The organism is Enterocloster sp. 210928-DFI.2.20, from assembly GCF_020554465.1.
GTDB lineage: Bacteria > Bacillota > Clostridia > Lachnospirales > Lachnospiraceae > Enterocloster > Enterocloster bolteae.
In genome coordinates this window covers 56622-74258 of the sequence record NZ_JAJCHK010000009.1, presented here as the reverse complement: position 1 = coordinate 74258, position 17637 = coordinate 56622, and the positions used below count along the sequence as shown (strand labels likewise).

Annotated in this window: 16 protein-coding genes; 9 read left to right on the top strand and 7 right to left on the bottom strand. The window is 51.9% G+C overall.

Annotated elements, in window-relative coordinates; genetic code table 11:
- Positions 1–86 precede the first annotated feature (86 nt).
- Genes LI015_RS10465 through LI015_RS10435 form a run of 7 tightly spaced genes read left to right on the top strand, consistent with a single transcriptional unit; the run spans position 87 to position 6933 of the window.
- Complete coding sequence (locus tag LI015_RS10465) at positions 87–1148, top strand: TRAP transporter substrate-binding protein (protein ID WP_227124913.1); 1062 nt, start codon at positions 87–89, stop codon at positions 1146–1148.
- 20 nt (positions 1149–1168) lie between these two features.
- Complete coding sequence (locus LI015_RS10460) at positions 1169–1672, top strand: TRAP transporter small permease (RefSeq protein ID WP_227124911.1); 504 nt, start codon at positions 1169–1171, stop codon at positions 1670–1672.
- Positions 1669–2943, top strand: coding sequence for a TRAP transporter large permease (locus LI015_RS10455; RefSeq protein ID WP_002569062.1), 1275 nt, complete (start codon positions 1669–1671; stop codon positions 2941–2943). The genes LI015_RS10460 and LI015_RS10455 overlap by 4 nt, the downstream gene beginning before the upstream one ends.
- Positions 2944–2955: 12 nt before the next feature.
- Positions 2956–3759 carry a 5-deoxy-glucuronate isomerase gene (locus tag LI015_RS10450; protein WP_002569061.1) on the top strand — a complete coding sequence of 268 codons (804 nt, stop codon included), beginning with the start codon at positions 2956–2958 and terminating at the stop codon, positions 3757–3759.
- Between the two features lie 21 nt (positions 3760–3780).
- Positions 3781–4860, top strand: a complete 1080-nt coding sequence (locus tag LI015_RS10445) for an iron-containing alcohol dehydrogenase family protein (RefSeq protein ID WP_002573010.1) — start codon at positions 3781–3783, stop codon at positions 4858–4860.
- A gap of 12 nt (positions 4861–4872) precedes the next feature.
- Positions 4873–6120, top strand: a complete 1248-nt coding sequence (locus LI015_RS10440) for an enolase C-terminal domain-like protein (protein ID WP_002573009.1) — start codon at positions 4873–4875, stop codon at positions 6118–6120.
- A gap of 36 nt (positions 6121–6156) precedes the next feature.
- A complete protein-coding gene (locus LI015_RS10435; protein WP_002569058.1) occupies positions 6157–6933 on the top strand; it encodes an SDR family oxidoreductase in 777 nt (258 codons plus the stop codon).
- Between the two features lie 160 nt (positions 6934–7093).
- Here the strand turns inward: LI015_RS10435 and LI015_RS10430 are convergent, their stop codons facing one another.
- Positions 7094–10033, bottom strand: coding sequence for a peptidase M16 (locus LI015_RS10430; protein ID WP_227124908.1), 2940 nt, complete (start codon positions 10031–10033; stop codon positions 7094–7096).
- A gap of 55 nt (positions 10034–10088) precedes the next feature.
- Positions 10089–10772, bottom strand: a complete 684-nt coding sequence (locus LI015_RS10425) for a YoaK family protein (RefSeq protein ID WP_002569056.1) — start codon at positions 10770–10772, stop codon at positions 10089–10091.
- 106 nt (positions 10773–10878) lie between these two features.
- Here LI015_RS10425 and LI015_RS10420 point away from each other — a divergent pair, with 106 nt between their 5' ends.
- Positions 10879–11769 carry a LysR family transcriptional regulator gene (locus tag LI015_RS10420; protein WP_002592420.1) on the top strand — a complete coding sequence of 297 codons (891 nt, stop codon included), beginning with the start codon at positions 10879–10881 and terminating at the stop codon, positions 11767–11769.
- Here the strand turns inward: LI015_RS10420 and LI015_RS10415 are convergent.
- From LI015_RS10415 to abc-f, 5 genes are all read right to left on the bottom strand, one after another.
- On the bottom strand, positions 11754–12527 hold the full coding sequence (locus LI015_RS10415; protein ID WP_117626922.1) for a Rossmann-like domain-containing protein: 774 nt from the start codon (positions 12525–12527) through the stop codon (positions 11754–11756). The genes LI015_RS10420 and LI015_RS10415 overlap by 16 nt on opposite strands.
- On the bottom strand, positions 12524–13282 hold the full coding sequence (locus LI015_RS10410; protein WP_117626923.1) for an ATP-binding cassette domain-containing protein: 759 nt from the start codon (positions 13280–13282) through the stop codon (positions 12524–12526). The genes LI015_RS10415 and LI015_RS10410 overlap by 4 nt, the downstream gene beginning before the upstream one ends.
- The gene (locus LI015_RS10405) at positions 13279–14118 is read right to left on the bottom strand and encodes an ABC transporter permease (RefSeq protein WP_002569052.1); all 840 of its coding nucleotides are present in this window, start codon (positions 14116–14118) and stop codon (positions 13279–13281) included. Before LI015_RS10405 ends, LI015_RS10410 begins: the two co-directional genes overlap by 4 nt.
- A complete protein-coding gene (gene modA / locus LI015_RS10400) occupies positions 14096–14941 on the bottom strand; it encodes a molybdate ABC transporter substrate-binding protein (RefSeq protein ID WP_227124906.1) in 846 nt (281 codons plus the stop codon). Before modA ends, LI015_RS10405 begins: the two co-directional genes overlap by 23 nt.
- Before the next feature lie 109 nt (positions 14942–15050).
- Positions 15051–16484, bottom strand: coding sequence for a ribosomal protection-like ABC-F family protein (gene abc-f, locus LI015_RS10395; RefSeq protein ID WP_118019016.1), 1434 nt, complete (start codon positions 16482–16484; stop codon positions 15051–15053).
- 661 nt (positions 16485–17145) lie between these two features.
- On the opposite strand from abc-f, the gene LI015_RS10390 reads away from it, so the two are divergent.
- Positions 17146–17562, top strand: a complete 417-nt coding sequence (locus LI015_RS10390) for a hypothetical protein (RefSeq protein ID WP_002569049.1) — start codon at positions 17146–17148, stop codon at positions 17560–17562.
- The last annotated feature ends 75 nt before the right edge of the window (positions 17563–17637 follow it).

Sequence of the window (17637 nt, the reverse complement as noted above, 5' to 3'; positions counted from 1 at the left end):
CAAAATATATCCGATGTGCTACACTGCATTCGTCGGATATATTTTTTTTGTTTACAGAACAATTTAGAAAACGGAGGGAAATCAGTGTGTTGAAAAGAACGTATTTATTATCAGGAATTGCGGTACTGACAGCTCTTGGGCTTATGGCCTGCGGCTCGTCCGGCAGCGGACAAACAGAGGCAAAGGGAAGCGTTTCGGGAAACAGCGAGACGGAAGCTGCTGCCAATGAAGAATCTCTGAATTTCACAATGGCATTGGTGGATAATTCCCAGTCGAATTATTACAAGGGAGCAGAAAAGATTGCCGAGCTGGTGAATGAGGCCACGGAAGGAAAAATCCAGCTTACCATCCAGGCAGGCGGCGTTCTGGGTGGAGAGGCAGATACCCTGGATATGGCGATCCAGGGCGATCTGGACATCGCTACCTGCGCTAATTCGGTTTTGGCCAACTATATTCCAGAAATGTCTATTTTAGACCAGGCCTTTCTCTGGGACAGCGCAGACCAGGCTAATTACGCGGTGCAGAATGAGCTGGGAGATCTGATTTCTGCCGAGGCGGAAAAGCATGGCCTTCACGTCATTGGCTATTTAGAGTCAGGATTTCGGGATGTGTTCTCTAAGAAACCAATTCAGACCCCGGCAGATTTTAAGGGTGTAAAAATCCGGGTGATGCAGAACGAGGGCCAGCTGGCGGCATTTACTGCCTTTGGGGCTAATCCGGTGGCCATCTCTGCCTCCGAGCAGTTCACAGCGCTTCAGCAGGGAACCATTGATGCCTGTGAGAATGCAGTATCTAACTGCTGGATTAATAAGTATTATGAGGCAGGAGTGAATTCAATCACGAATACAAAGCACTGCTTTGTCTACATTCCGATCTGTATGAGCGACAATGCCTGGAACAAGATTCCTGAAGATATGAGAGAGCCCTTTGTCAATGCGGTGCAGGAGGGGTGCAAGGCCCAGTGGACCTACCTGAATGAGGCTAATGCAGAGGCAGTGGAAAATTTAGAGGGTGCAGGTGTGACCTTCTATGATATTGATACCGAGGCATTAAAGGCAGAGTATCAGGCGGCCCAGGAAAAGAATGGTGCTTCCTACGACGAGAAATGGGCAGCAGCTGTCGACGCAGCCAAGAGTGCGGTACAGTAGAAACAGAGGAGAGGATTCGTATGAAATTTATGAAAAAGCTTCTGTCATGCGTTACATCGGCAGAGTATGCAGTCATGGTCGCTGCTTTTGTGGCCATGGTCGCTTCCTATTTCATTTCTGTGCTGAATCGGAATTTTATCCAGGCCTCCATGCCCTGGACAGAAGAGATAGCCATATACAGTATGACCTATATGGCGCTGCTGGGAACAGAGGTGGGTCTAAGAGATGGCACCCAGGTAGCGGTGACTGCCGTGGTGGACAAACTACACGGTGTGCCCCGCAAGATTGTGGATCTTATCCGGCAGGTGATTCTGGTGGGATTTGCTTTTATCATGATTAAAGCGGGAGGGGCCCTGGTCTTAAAGCAGCTTCAAGCCGGCCAAACTACGCCTGTGATGAAGCTTCCCATGTCTCTGATGTATTTCTCGCTGGTACTGGCCTTCGGACTTATCTTCGTCATTCAGACCATTACGCTGGTACAGCAGATTGCAGAATTCGGAAAGAAAGAGGGAAACAGGACATGAATGCAGGATTGATTTTATTTTTGATTTTTATTCTTTGCCTGGTAATCGGGGTACCGGTGTCCATCTCCTTGAGTGTGGCCTCACTGGCGGCCGTGGTGTTCGGGGGCCTTCCGGCCTCCTCCACGGCTATCGCCCAAAGGATCTTTGGCGGGCTGCAGTCCAGCTCTATCATGGCCATTGCATTTTTTGTACTGGCTGGCAATCTTATGACGAAGGGGGGGATTTCCAGGCGGATTGTAGATTTTGCGGACTGCCTGGTGGGCAACGTGAGAGGCGGTATGAGCCTGGCGCTGGTACTGGCCTGTGCATTCTTTGCTGCCTTATCTGGATCAGCCCCTGCAACGGTCATTGCCATCGGAACCATGCTCTACGGGGATATGATCAAAAAGGGTTATCCAGGGCCGCGGACCGCAGGACTTCTGGTAGTGTCCGGTGGGCTTGGGCCCATCATCCCGCCATCTATTATAATGGTGATTTACTGTACGCTGACCGGTGCCTCTGTTGGAAATATGTTCAAGCAGGGGATGATGATTGGTATTGTGATTATGCTGGTACTGATGGTGGAGGTACTGTGGTTTGCCCATAAGGAAAAGTGGCCGAAACAGAATGTGAAGCGCACGCCCGCCGAGGTGGTGAAGGTTTTTCTGGACGCCATTCCAGCGCTGCTTACACCCATTATTATTCTGGGAGGAATCTATTCCGGTATGTTGACTGCCACGGAAAGCGCTGCGGTGGCTGTTGTATGGGCAGCTATTGCCGGAGCTTTTATCTACCGTGAGCTGAATCTGCCGGATACAATCCAAATCATCAAGGACTCTGCCAAGAGTTCTGCTATGATCCTGTTCATCATCGCTGCGTCCACAGCCTTCTCGTGGGTGTTCACAATCTCTGGCGCTTCCAAGGCCCTGGTGGATACGGTGATTGGCATGAATTTAAATGCAACAATGTTCTGCCTGGTGGTAGCAGTGATTCTTCTGATTTTCGGAACCTTTATGGAGGGGACAGCCATAGCTGTTTTGTTAGTTCCGGTATTGTGGCCTATCGCTCAGAGCATGGGCATCAATGTAGTGCATTTTGGAATGATTGTGTGTATTTCCAATGTAGTGGGAACTATGACGCCTCCGGTAGCGGTGAACATCTACTCGGCGGCCACAGTGTCAAAGCTGAAGATGGGAGAGATCGCAAAGGCGGAGATTCCATTTTTGGTTGGCTATGTAGGAGTATTTTTTCTGTGTGTCTTTTCAGAATGGTTTTGTACGTTTCTCACCTAAGGAGGTTTGATTATGGTACAGGGAGTTGTGACAAGGGAACGGATGGAAAAGTGGAAAATCGTTTCCCCTGAGGAATATGGATTTCATAAAGTGATCGTACCTGGCAGGGAGGACTGTCAAGTGGCGGTAATGTACCGGCTGAACCTGGCGGCAGGCCAGCGTTATGAACTGAAGCCTGGCGGCGAGGAGATGAACGGTGTATGCATTAAGGGAGCGGCTGGACTGGAGCTGGCTGGCCATCAATATCACTGCGGCCGGCTTGACTCCTTCTACACGGCGGGAGGAAACAGTGTGGCCATCGAGGCAGAGGCAGACTGTGTTTTTTACATCGGGGCCTCCGTGGATGAGGGCTATGGAACACCGTTTTTCCGTGCTTTTAATCTGCATCTGCCTTTGGGTGAGATTCATCAGATTCACGGAAAGGGCGTGGGGCAGAGAGAGGTTTTTATGACGCTCAACCAGGAGATTCAGGCTTCCCGCCTGATTGCCGGGCTGACCTGGGGAGGCAACGGTGCCTGGACCAGTTGGCCGCCCCACCAGCATGAGGCAGACTTAGAGGAGATTTACTGCTATTTTGACATGGATGAGCCTCATTTTGGGCTGCACCTAAGCTACACCGCCCCGGGGGATGTAGATAATATCGTTGCACATCCGGTGAAGAGCGGAAGCATGGTGCTGGCACCCAGGGGCTATCATCCTACGGTGGCTTCCCCGGGGACACGGAATGCTTATTTTTGGGTACTGGCAGCCCACTCACATGAGAGCCGCGGTTACGATCTGGCGGTATTGGATCCCAGTCGGGAACAGATGAACTGAAACAAGAAAGGTGAAAAGACCATGAATCAATATCATTCCATTTATCTCCCCCAGTTTACGATGGGCGAGGATGCCTTTGGGACTTTTCCGGAGCGTATAGGCAGGGGGAGGAAAGCGGCCGTTATATGCGGCAAACAGGCATGGGAGGCTTCAAAAGATTATGTGCTCCCGTCCTTGGAGCAGGCAGAGATTATTGTGACAGGGGCGGTGGTTTACGGAAAGGACGCAACTTGGGAAAATGTGAAGCGGCTGGAGAGGGAACCAGCAGTCCAGGAGGCGGATGTAATCCTGGCTGTGGGAGGAGGCAAGTGTATTGACACGGTAAAAGTGGTGGGTGACAGGCTGAGTAAGCCGGTCTACACAATACCCTCCATTGCCTCCAACTGTGCGCCTATCACGCAGATCAGCATCCTCTACCATGAGGACGGATCCTTCCGGGAGATTCTCAAGCTGAAAAATGTTCCTGTACACTGCTTTATCAACCCCAAGCTGACCCTGGCGGCGCCGGTGCGTTACCTCTGGGCAGGCATCGGAGACGCTATGGCAAAGCACGTGGAGTCCGCCTGGTCTGCCAAGGCTGGGGAAGCCCTGGATTATGGCAGTGCTCTGGGAATTACAGCAGGCAGTATGTGCTTTTATCCTATGCTGGAGAAGGCGGAGAAGGCCATGGAGGATGCCGCAAAAGGAGTGATCAGCCGGGAGCTGGAGGAGACGATTTTAAATATCATTATATCCCCGGGTATTGTTTCTGTATCTGCCCATCCGGATTACAACGGCGGTATCGCCCACGCCCTGTTTTATGGCATGACCAGCCGTAAGTGTATCGAGGAGCGGCATCTCCATGGAGAGGTGGTCGCCTATGGAATGCTGGTCAACCTCATGGCAGACCATGACTGGGAAAAGCTTAGCAGGGCCTGGCGGCTTAGCAAAGCTATTAAGCTGCCTGTCTGCTTGGGAGATCTGGAGCTGGATCCCACCGATCCGCTGGAGGATGTGTTGAAGGTGACGATGGAGAATCAGGAGTTAAAGCATACGCCGTATCCGGTAACAAAGGAGATGATCCGGGAGGCTATCACGGCGTTAGAGACTTATCAGGCATAAGGAGAAAGCACAGTGGCAGTGACAATTGAGAATATCAGAGTTATCTGTACGGCACCAGAGGGGATTAACCTTCTGGCCGTGCGGGTGGACACCAATGTGCCGGGCCTTTACGGCCTGGGCTGCGGAACCTTTTCCTATCGGCATCTGGCGGTGAAGCTGGTGGTGGAAGAGTATCTGACGCCGCTTTTAAAGGGAAGAAATGCGGAAGATATAGAGGAACTATGGCAGCTGATGTATCAGAATGGATACTGGCGGGGAGGTCCCATTGAAAACAACGCGATCTCGGGAATTGATATGGCCCTTTGGGATATTAAGGGAAAATTGGCTGGTATGCCTCTGTATCAGCTGTTTGGCGGCAGGGTGCGCGAGGGAGTGCCTGTCTACCGCCACGCGGATGGAAGGGATTTGGAGGAGCTGTGCGAAAATATTGAGAGGTACCGGGAACTGGGTATCCAGAATATCCGCTGCCAGTGCAGGGGATACGGAGGAGAACGTTACGGTGTGATTCCTGAAGCCGCCCCCCAAGGTGCTCTGCCAGGAGTTTACCTGGATGGGGCCCGCTATGTGCGGGACACGGTAAAGCTGTTTGCGGGAATCCGGGACAAAATCGGGTATGACGTCAAGCTGATTCACGATGTCCATGAGCGGGTGGCACCGCCGGAAGCAGTGAAACTGGCCAGGGAGCTGGAACCCTTTGACCTGCTGTTTTTAGAGGATCCGGTGTGTGCGGAGCAAACCAAGTGGCTGCGGGAAATCCGGTGCCATAGTGGGGTACCCATTGCACAAGGGGAGCTGTTCAACCGCTCTATTGACTGGCGGGATTTGATTAGCGGGCATTTGATCGATTACATCCGGGTGCATATAAGCCAGATCGGAGGCATCACGCCTGCGCGCAAGCTCCAGATGTTTGCGGAGCAGTACGGAGTCCGGACTGCCTGGCATGGTCCTGGAGATATGTCCCCTATCGCACATGCGGCCAATGTCCATATCGATCTGGCGGCTAGGAATTTCGGGGTTCAGGAGTGGTCTGGCATTGAGCCGCCCAACTTTGTGATCCAGGATTTAAAGGGTCCGAAAGGTGCGCTTTTGGAGGTGTTTCCCGGGCTTCCGGAATTTAGGGACGGCTACGTGTATCCTAACGAAAGGCCTGGTCTGGGGGTGGACATCAATGAACGGGAGGCAGCTAAGTACCCTTGCGAGAACACGGTGACCAGGTGGACCCAAACCAGAAACCGGGACGGAAGCCTCCAGACGCCGTGAGAATATAGATTATAATTGATGAGGAGTGTAAAGAAAATGGTATACGACTATAAGGAAAAATTCAGTGTCCAGGGAAAGAAGTGCATTGTCACCGGCGGGGCACAGGGCCTGTCCAGAGGTATGGCAGAAGGGCTTTTGGAAAACGGAGCCGAGGTGGTTTTGATGGATCTCCAGAAGGAGAAGCTGGAACAGGCGGTGGAAGAATACTGTAAGAAAGGATATAAGGCCCACGGCGTAGCCGGCGACCTGTCCAAAAAAGCAGAACTGGACCGGATGTTCGATGAGGCTATGGAACTGCTGGGAGGTAAGCTGGATGTTATGATTCCGGCCGCAGGCATCCAGAGACGATATGAGCCATGGGAGTTTCCGGAGGAGATGTGGAACCTGGTGATTAATGTGGACTTAAATCATGTGTGGTTTATGTGCCAGCGGGCCATTCAGGTCATGCGGGACAAGGACACCGTAGGCAAGATCATCAACATCGGTTCGATGAATTCCTTCTTTGGCGGAACTACCGTGCCGGCATATTCTGCGGCAAAAGGAGCTGTGACTCAGCTTTCCAAGAGTATTGCCTCCGACTGCGCGGATCACAGCATTTGCTGCAATGTGATCGCCCCAGGCTATATGGATACGGAGATGTGTGCTAATATGAGCCAGGAGCGCAAGGACGAATGTACAAAGCGGATTGCCGCAGGCCGGTGGGGCAGACCCGAGGACTTAAAGGGTCCCATACTGTTTTTGGCTTCCTCTGCCAGCGACTATTTAAACGGCGCAGTTATCCCTGTAGACGGAGGATTTCTGGTGAAGTCATAGAAAGCGGATTAGGCGAATTTAAAAGTATTGGAAACATGAAATGAGATAACCGAAAGCAAGAAAGGGCTAACGCTTTAGTGCATTAGCCCGTTTTTGTCTGCAAAAGAGAAAAACACAATGAAAGACACGTTTTCATGGCCGCTTATCCCGTCCCGGCCATTTACACATAATCTGTATGATAAATCAAAACCTGGTCAAACACATCCTTATCCCTCATGATACACTTCTCATTTCCCACTGTGACAATGGCGCTGCGCCCCAATATCCTATCAATGACCAGGGCGGCTTCTTTCTGGTGGCAGAGGGCCGCGTTCCTGATGTCTGAAATCATTTCGTTTATTTTGCGGGTATCCATGTTCACCATGTCCCTGCGCATGTGCCGCATGCGGGTGCTTAAGGTTCCGGAGGGCGGAAGGGCCTGGGCATAGGCGTTCAGGATGTAGCCGTCCAGTTCTTCATGGGTCAGCGGCAGTTCCATGAGCTGTGCGCCGGTTGCCAGGAACAGCTTTATCGTACTCCTGACTTCCGGGTCAGCGGTACTCCAGAGGGAGAAATAGCCCGCAGGAATATAAAAATCAATACCGCTGTCATAGGCGCCGCCCTGGTAGCGGATGGCAGGTTTTAAGTATTTATCTGCCGCCGCCATGAGAAAGGGAAGATAACGCCCCTTAAAGCCGGGATTTCCATGGAAATCTCCCATGAGCCGTGTCTCCTGGCAGGAGGCTTCCACGCACACGGCCAGTTTTTGTCTCTGGTCCGGGAGCCAGACGGCCGGAGCAGGAGAGCTGTGCCCTTCCTTAAAACCGGGAAGTCTCCCAAGTATATCCACGGCAGTCTGTTCCAGAGTACCTAATACATCCGGTGAGGCGGCTGCCAGGAATACCAGACCCCGGCGGTTTAATATGGTATGGGAAATGGTTTCAAGTCTGGCAGCTGCCGCAGCCCCGAAATCAGGATCTTCCTTTAACCGATTCAGGACATCCTTCAGAAAATAGTAATTTTCCTGGCTGTTTAACATATTGCGGAACCTGCATTCCTGCCTCATATAGCCTTCGGACAGGCTGAAGGCCAGGGCAGAGGCATTGTCCACCTTGGACTGGTCGTAGTCAGGCAGATACTTTTCCAGGACCTGTATGATGGTATCCGTGTCGCTGTAGTCCCCGCCGCCCATTACATCCAGAAGAAAATCCAGTCCCACCTCAAAGTCCCCGGTCAGTCCGTACCAGAATACACTCATCATGGGATGGTTCAGAGCCCCTGCCTCCTTTGGGGGGTACAGCTCGTCAAAGGTACAGTCATGAAGGTATTCCTGCTCCAGGTTCTTCTGCTGTTCCACCGTAAACCGCTTTGTGTCCAGTTCTGTGAGAAGCATCTGATAGAGGGTGAGGTAATTAAGGTCGTCCTTTTCTATGCCGCTAATGTCAAAGTAGAGCTGGTAGCTGCCCACGTCCCGTGAGGGGGCGGGAGATGTGTAGCATGTGATGGTTCCCCACTGTCTCTTGGTAAACGGACATGATTCAGACGGCTCAGGAAGCTCCCCGGGCCCTATGAGAAAGTCCATATTGCTACGCTCCCTGGAATTCCAGTCATGGAAAGCAGCTGTTTGTTCTATCAGCTGTTTTTGCTCAGCCGCAGTCATGGAAGCCAGTTTTTCCTTAAGGTATTGCTCCTTTTCCTCCTCCATCTGCTCTGCCAGACCCGGAACTGGTTCGGTTACGACAAGGGCGCTGGCTGCCGGTTGAAGGGCAGAGGCAGCCAGCTTCTTTATGATGGACTGGCCGGAATCTTCCTCAAAGCGCCGGAAGGCTTCCTCATAAAGCTGAAAATAGTCGGTCCGGCCTGTAATGCTCCAGTAACGCCCGATTTCCTCAGACAGGTTAAAGCCCAGATGGGGGGCTTCCCGGGTAAGGGAGTCGGAGAGGCGGTTTTCCTTCATGGAAGCCCGGTACAGCTTTGGGGACAGCCCATTGCGGCTTATATCCTCCAGGGCTTTTTTGATAGAGCCTAAAAAGGCCTCCTTCAGACAGGAATCCCCGTTGCGCAGGCGGAATTTTAGGGAGGGATGGGGCAGCAGAGTATCCAGATAGACTTCCATCACATGGTTGATTCCCATTTCCCTGGCATACCTGTGCCAGGGAGAGGTATCGTTATCCAGGATATCCGCAAACAAGTCCCAGTATATGAGTTCCTCTTTTGTACAGTCCGACAGGTCGATACCGTAGTCCATGACAGAGGCGTGTTCCGAGGGACTGCCCTGGTAAGCGGGACTCTGTGCTGTGCAGGTGCGAAAACCTGGTTTTACCGGTTCTTCAAACTCACCGAGGAGGCTGCGGCCTTTTGACGCCGCTCTGGAGAGATGCTCTCTGTCCAGAAAATGCAGTACGGACCTGTAATCCATATTTCCATATAGGGTAATCAGACAGTTGGAGTAGCTGTAGCACCGCTCAAAGGTTTCCCTGGCCTGCTCATAGGACAGTTCCCTGTAATGCAGGTGGGCCCGCCCCAGCAGGTTGGCGGTGCGCGTGTCCTGGTAAAGGGTATGGGACATGGCGCTGTCTGCATTTTCCAGGATGTCGGTCAGATGGCCCCAGTCCTCGCTGAGCACCGTGCCCTGCATGGTAAGGGGGCCCCTGGGGGATGAGAGCTCATACCGTATGGCTTCCCTCAGATAAAAATGTTTGTCCTTCAGGGCATCCGGTTCCTCCATGCAGCACAGGAATACATCCATCAGTTTTACCAGCTGTTCCTGGCTCTGGCTGCACACCGGGTAGCAGGTGAAGGTATTGTCCGTAAGACCGTTCATAAAGGTAGTATAACTTTTGCTGTCCATGTCAAAGAAGATATCCCTGCTGGGATACTTTTGGCAGGAGGACAGAATGAGATGTTCCAGTATATGGGAATTATCCCGTTCATCCAGCTGCGGCGTCCGGTAAATCAGGTTAAAACCCAGTTCCCGGTCATCGTTCTGGATATATAAAAGCTGGGCGCCGCTTGATTCATGATTAAACAGAACGGTCCTGGCGCCCAGCATGTGTATGGTTCCAAGTTCGGTGACGGTAAAACCGCTTATGGTTTCGCCAATCCTTGGCAGTGATGCCATGGTAATCCTCCTTCAATTGATAATCGTCCTGATAAAACCTTTCTATACTATAGCATCAGGCAGATGTATTTTGCAAGAAGGAGCGTAAATTTATGAAAATGTGTTCCCGTTCCACAAGCACCAGGGCCAGCAAAAGAGGAAGGAAATTGAGCCATACCGAGAAAATTCCAAAGATTTTAGTAAAATACCAGCACAGGGCCACACCTATGTGGTAGAAAAACAGGGTAAAGCCGTAGACCCATGCCTTTTCCAGATGCTTTTTATTCCTGTCCGCAAAATAATTTGACAGGGAAGAAATAAACTGTCTCAGGTTATTGGTGGAAAATATGGTGGAGCTGGCATAGCCCTTTACGCCGGTAAAGGAACACCATTGAAAGGCCATGATGAAAAATACGGGATAGAGAGCCATGAGCGGGTCCATGTTCGCCGGAAAAAAGCCCAGGACAGCAATCACGGGAATCTCAGCCAGAATACATATAAGCCGGATGTCTATGGATATGAGACGGGGAATGAGAGTGGCGGCAATGATGGCTGTGATAAAGATAAGAAGAGAACCCAGCCTCAGAAGCAGGCTGGTCCAACTGCCTGATGACAGGTCCAGAATAGAGTGGATCATATTGGCGGTTTGGGCGGATCCGAAAATCTCGCACCGGTTAAGAAGGGCGTAGGCGCCCATGAAACCTCCTGACAGTGACATGATATAATGAATGTATGCTTCTGTTCGTTCCTTTTCTTTCACAATGAAATCCTCCTGTTTGCTCAGCCTTTTTATTGTATCATATTGATTTACCATATTAAAATACATATAATATATGTAGTATAATATCAAAAAGGTATGGTAAAAGATGATGGATCTGAAGGATTTACAGTATTTCCTTGCTGTGGCCCAGGCAGGCACGATAACAGGGGCAGCGGCAAAGCTGTGCATGGCCCAGCCGCCGCTGAGCAGGCAGATGAAGGAGCTGGAGGAAGAATTAGGGACAACCCTGTTTATCAGGGGAAAGAGGCATATCCGTCTTACGGAGGAAGGGATATTCTTAAGGCAGCAGGCAGAAGAGATTCTGTCTCTGATGGAAAAGACAAGGGGACAGCTCTCCAGAATGGGGACCGGGGCAGGCGGACTTATTTCCATCGGGGTAACGGAATCCTGCGGGGCAGGGGTGCTGTCGGATATAATAGAGAGATTTCACAGCGATTTTCCCGGAATCCGGTATAATATCTGGTGCGGGAACGGGGATGAAATCAATGATAAACTGGACAAGGGACTGGTGGACTTAGGAATTGTGAGGGAGCCTTTCAGGACTGAGAAATACGAAAGCGCCCTGATAAAAACCGAATCCTGGACAGCCCTTCTCAGCAGGGAACATCCCATGGCAGAACAGCCGGGAGACACCATACTGCTGTCCGACATAGCCGGCAGTCCCCTTATTATTCCCTCCAGACCGCCTCTGCAGGAGGAGATACGGGGGTGGTTTCACCGGATTGAGCGGGAGCATACTATTTTGTGTACCTATAATACCCTCTCCTGTATCGTGCCTTTGGTGGAGCGTAATGTGGCGGTGGCGATCTGCCCGGAGGCAGTACGGTACTTTACAGACCGGCAGAGGCTGGTATGCAGGCGCCTGACAGAGCCGGAGCATGTGTCCAGACTTTTGCTGGTGCGCCGCAGGAATCAGCTGATGCCTGCGGCGGCAGGATGCTTCTGGGATTTTGCCAGGGATTACTGCGGCTCCTGATACCGGTCCGCAAAGCACAGTCTCGGCAGGCCCATAAGAGGGGCGGCTCCGGCCAGGGTAGTGCCGTAGAACAGGATTTTTTCCTTAAATGGAAGAAAGTCCACGATGGATCCGTTACAGACAGTGCTTCCCGTGCACAGAACCAGGTCTGCCTTACGGCACAGGGACTGGCTGGTCTCAGGGATGCGTCCGTCCTCAATAAGGACCCCGAACCGCTTCCGGCCGATATTGGCCGGGCTTAAATCCGCTGCCCTGACATCATATTCCTTTGCAAGCTGTTCCAGCATGGCGGGCTGGTATCCTATCAGCGCAATGGCAGGGCGGCCGTAGTGTTCAGAGATATAACGGACCACGTCCATGGCGCAGGACTCCGGTCCCTCATTGCGGCAGTGGACCGTGCAGTCCGTCCTGCCTGAGTGTTTCATGACAGCGTTTAGGGCAGCTATGAACAATCCGCGGCTGTAGGGGTCATCTGCCAGGTCCAGGGAGCATATTTCTTCCAACGTGCCGCGATAAGCAGAGGGGGCGTCGGTAAACGCCTGTCCCAGGGAGCCCATGCATTCTGCCTGAACCATCACATCCTTTCCCGTTATGATGGGAAAATCTTTTCGTTTTGTAATGCCGATGGCTTCCTCCGGCGTGAGGGACTTTGTGTTGATTACCACCTGCTCGCCCAGAATTCCTTCCTCTGTCAGAAGCTTCATGAAACGCAACCTTAATTCGCTGTAAAATGACAGCGCATCATTCATATATGTCATTGGACAATCCTCTTTTCCTGTTTGCGCTCAGGCGCAGTTATGATTTGATTTCTTCCCAGAAACCGCTCTACCTCTGCGGAAAAATGCCCGTCCATCAGCCGGGAGGTGTCGGTGACTGTCTGCAGCTCCCCATCCAGAAGGATGGCTGCCCGGCCTGCAAGAGTCCGGGCTTCCAGAAAATCGTGGGTGACGAAGATGATGGTGCAGCCAAAATGCCGGTGAATCCGGCGCAGCTCCTGATACAGGGACTGCCGGGTGGCCGGGTCCAGGGCTGAAAACGGCTCATCTAACAAAAGAACCTGGGGAGCCAGGGCCAGGGCTCTTGCCAGGGCTGTGCGCTGGCTCTCGCCTCCGCTGAGGGTTCCGGGGTACTGGTCCCCTATGTGGGAAATGGACAGCATTTCCATAAGCTCCTGTGCGCGGCTGTCCTGTTCTTTTTTTGAATATCCGTGCATTTTCAGTCCGTAGGAAATATTTTCCTTTACCTTCATATGAGGGAACAGGCCATAGTCCTGATACACAAGGCCCAGCTTTCTCTGAGCGGGAGGTATGTCCCGTATGTCGGTTCCGTCAAGGAGGATGCTGCCGGTGTCACCGGGAAACATGCCGCTGATGGCCTCCAAGAGTACGGTCTTGCCGGAACCCGTGCGGCCCAGGATAGCAAAGATTTCCCCCATTTGGATGGTAAGGGAGATGGGAGACAGTGTAAAACTGCCTCTTTTTACGGAAAAATTGTTGATAACCAGTTGGTTCATCGTATGAACACCTGCCTTTTGTTTCTGTCCGCGGGACTGGCAAGCAGACGGGAGAGAAAGAGAGTCAGCCCGGAAATTATCAGCATCAGCATAGCAGTTGCCATGGCGGCCTGGTTGTCGCCGGTGGATATGCTCAGATAGATGCTGCCGGGCAGTGTTTCCGTCTTAAAACGGGTAATTCCCACCAGCATAAGGGTGGCTCCGAACTCCCCCAGGGCCCTGGACCAGGTCAGGATAAAGGTGCTTACAAGGCTTCTGCGGCAAAGGGGAAGAAGAATGGTCAGAAAACATCTCCAGGGGGAAGCCCCCAGGGTCAGGGCAATGAATTCCATCCGCTGGTCGGATGCCTCAAAGGCAGTGCGGATGAGCCGGATGGCATAGGGGAGGTTGACCAGGATGTGGGCCATGACAATGCCCGCGGGAGAAAACACCACCTTAAAGCCCTGTTCCTTCAGCCATTTGCCGGCCGGTGATGAAAACATGATAAGAAGGCTGAGCCCGAGAAGCAGGTAGGGCAGGGACAAAGTCAGTTCGATGATGATGCCCGACAGCTCCTTAAAGGGCATGGAGGTCCGGGTCAGGGCATATGCGGTGGGAAGTGCCAGGGCCATCACAATAAGGGTGGAGAGACTGGCGGTGGCTGCGCTGAGACGCAGGGCAAAGAGCACTTCCTTCTGGCGGATGGTTCCGGCAAAGGCGGGAATCCCTCCGGCTGCAATCGCGCAGACCGCGCTGCCGATGAAAAAAATCACCAGCAGCGCCACAGCGACCGTCATGGCTGAGAACAGGTCTGTTCCCCTATGCCCCCTATGCCTATTCTGCAATCTCATATCCATACTTCAACCAGATTTCCTGTACGTCCCCTGAATTTAAATAGTCCAGAAATGCCTGTCTGGCGTCGTGATCCGCGGAACAGCTTAAGGAAGCCGCGGGGATGGTTTTTATGTAATCTTCCAAACCGCTGTTATCTACGATTTCCACGCCCTGAGCATCGCAGTTTTCTTTCCAGATAATGGCTGCGTCAGCCTCTCCCGCGGCAATGGCGGTAGCCATCTGGGGAGCCGTGGCAGTGGATGCCTCTATCTGTACCTTGTCAAAGATACCTGCATCAGTCAGGGCCTTTTTGGCAATCTTACCAATGGGAGTTGAGTCTATATCGCCGATGATAAGGGACACGCCCTCTTCTGCCAGACCGGCCAGGGAAGTAATGTTTTTCGGGTTGCCGCTCTGAACTGCCAGCACAGGTATATGTTTTACCAGTGCCTTGCTTTCGGATACATAGGACTCAACTGGTTTCAGCTCCTCGGCTGAACCGGCTATGAACATGTCGCCTTCTTCCGAGGTGGTAATCTGGGACTGGATTTGGCCGGCATTGGCGTATGTCACGTTCATTTCGCAGCCGGTAGCAGCTTTAAAGCTGTCGGCAATTTCCTGGAACGGCTTTGTCATGCCAGCCCCGCAGTAGATCATCAGGGTATGGCCTGTCAGGTCTGGGGTGTCCGGGGCTGATTTGCCGGCATCGCCATCCTCCGGGGCTGATTCCTGTGTCTGCTGCGGGGCAGAGGAACGGGCGGTGCCGGAGGATGCGGCGCCGCAGCCTGTGATAAGGGCAGCGCCTATGGCGCCTGCCAGTAAAATCCCCAATACATTTCTTTTCATAATACGTCTCCTCCATCTGGATAATTATAGTAAACCTATCATATAATGGAAAAGCGTTATTGTCAAGAAAATATAACGGTTAATATTTCCCGCTGACCGGGATTTCTGTTTATTGTTCAGCGCTTTTTTGTATGTCTCCATGTTCAAGCCGGCAGACCACGTCCCCTGTATGGCTTATAAAGGTACGGTCGTGGCTGATGGCCAGCAGTGTCCCGTCGTAGCTCTCCAGCAGATGTTCCAGGCCCTCCATGGTATACACATCCATGTGGTTGGTGGGTTCGTCCAGTATCATGAAGTTGCAGCCCGATACCAGAACCTTGGCCAGGGCGGTCTTGACCTTTTCTCCTCCTGATAGTACACTGACCGGTTTAAACATATCGTCCTTTGTCATATAGAGGTTGGACAGGACGGCCCGGCAGATATGCTGGGGATAGGCCGCATCCTCCGACACATTTTCCAGCACGGTTTTCTTCGGGTCCAGGGTGTCCAGGTCCTGGGAAAAATAGGCGACTCTTGCTTCGGAGGTAATAAAGGTTTCGGGTGCCCTGTCTATCAGGGCTTTGATTAGCGTGGACTTTCCGGCCCCGTTATTGCCGGTGATAAAGGTCCGCCTGCCAGCCTCTATTTCCAGGCTCACGTTATCCAGGACAATGCGCTCCCCGTAACTCACGGTGAGATGCCGGATGGCGGCCGCATTTTTTGCCCTTATTTTTCCTGCATCCGGCAGTTTCATGGACACCTGGGGCAGCTCATCCGGGCGTTCCTTTTTCTCCAGGTGCTCCAGACGGCTCATGACAGCGGTTTTGTTGCTTTGGACATGACCCTGCTGAACCGCGGCCACGCCTTTGTAGAGCATCCACTCGCTGCTGCCCATGCGTTTGGGCGGCTTTGTCATTGTCTGGCTCTTTCTCTGCAATGCATCGGTAGTTCTCTCCAGCCGCTTTTTCTCCTTCTGGTACTGCTGGTATTCAAACTCCTGGAAGCCCCGTTCCCGTTCCTTTTGGGCGGCCCAGTCGGAGTAATTTCCGTCAAAAACGCGGATGTTTCCCTTGTCCAGTTCCCATATCTGATTGCAGACCCGGTCTAAAAGGGTCCTGTCATGGGATATCATCAGGATGGCGCCTCTGTATCCCTTCATCATCTTCTCTAAAAGCTCCACGCCTTCCATATCCAGATTGGTGGTGGGCTCATCGGCAAAGAGAAGGGGCGCCTGGCTGGAAAATGCTGCCCCAATGGCGCGCCTGGTCTTCTCACCCCCGCTTTTTACCGCGCTGTCGCGCAGCTTTAATTGGCTTAAAAGCCTGGCCTCGGGTTCATCCTCTGTTTCCCCGGTCTGGAGGATCTCAGCAATGGGACAATACCGTTTTACCACGCCCTCGTCGCAGGCGATTCTCCCGGATAGGACGCCTAAAAGGGTGGATTTTCCGGCCCCGTTGCGTCCGATGAGTCCAATCCTGTCCCCGTCCCGGATTTCCAGTTTTTCAATATCCAGCACGGTCTGGATTCCATATTCTTTTTTAACATTCAGTGCATTTAACAACATAAAAAAATCCCTCCTAAACGCACTTCGTTCAGAAGGGATATAAACCTGGCCAGTTGTAGGCAGAAGGAGCGGGAACGTACAGGTCAGGAGCAGCTTACGCGCGCCTGCCGGGACATGCCTGTCCGCTGCAGCGGATGCATATGGATAGACAGATGCACCCCGTTATATAAAAATATGGCCTTATGGAATATGATTCCCTGTATGACTGAACGAAATGACAAAGACACACAAATTCTGCCCGGCTTCCTATTGCCAGGAAAGAGAGTGTGTAAATCATCTGCTGCTGTTCAATCATCTAATAATCATATTTCAGTTAGCCACCTTTCTCTTTACTATATTGTACTTATATCGTGTATTACAGTCCTCAGACCAATTCTGATTATAGGGGATGGGAAATATAATGTCAAGGTGGAAAAAATTATTTTATCTGCATATTTTGTCCGCAGCCGAGTACGGGCTGAGGTTTGGTCTGAGGTCTGGGCGCTCAGGGCCTGTGGCCTCCATTTTGATGCCTGCATTTATAAAATAATCATTAAAACCCTGTCTGTACATTGCTTTCCCATGAGAATTAGGTTATAGTTACTCTCGGATGAATGATCCGCGGCTGCCTGAGAAATATACCTGGCAGCAGGCAGGACAATGGGGAAAGGATTGTTTGCAGATGAATAAAATCAGAGAAAAATTACAGCGTTTCATGATAGGAAGATATGGTATGGACCAGCTTGGCCAGTTTATAATGTATACCGTGCTTGTGTTGATTTTCCTGAACGTTGTTGTCAGGGTGAGGATATTGTCCTCATTCCTGTATATCCTGGAGCTGGCAGGTTTTTTCTTGCTGTACTTCCGGATGTTTTCAAAAAATGTGGGTAAACGCTACCAGGAGAATCAGGTTTATCTGCGCCTGCGGTTTTATGTGACGGAATATTTCAGGAAAATCAAATTCCGTTTCACGGAGGGCCGGAAATACCGCATCTTTAAGTGCCCTGACTGCGGACAGAAGGTGCGCATACCCAGGGGGCACGGGAAGGTCAGCGTTCACTGTCCGAAGTGCGGGACGGATTTTATAAAGAAGAGCTGACGGTTGCAGCACGAAACCGTTATATACCATTGAATTACATAAAAGCGCGTCTGAATGTGGCAGCAATGCATGTTC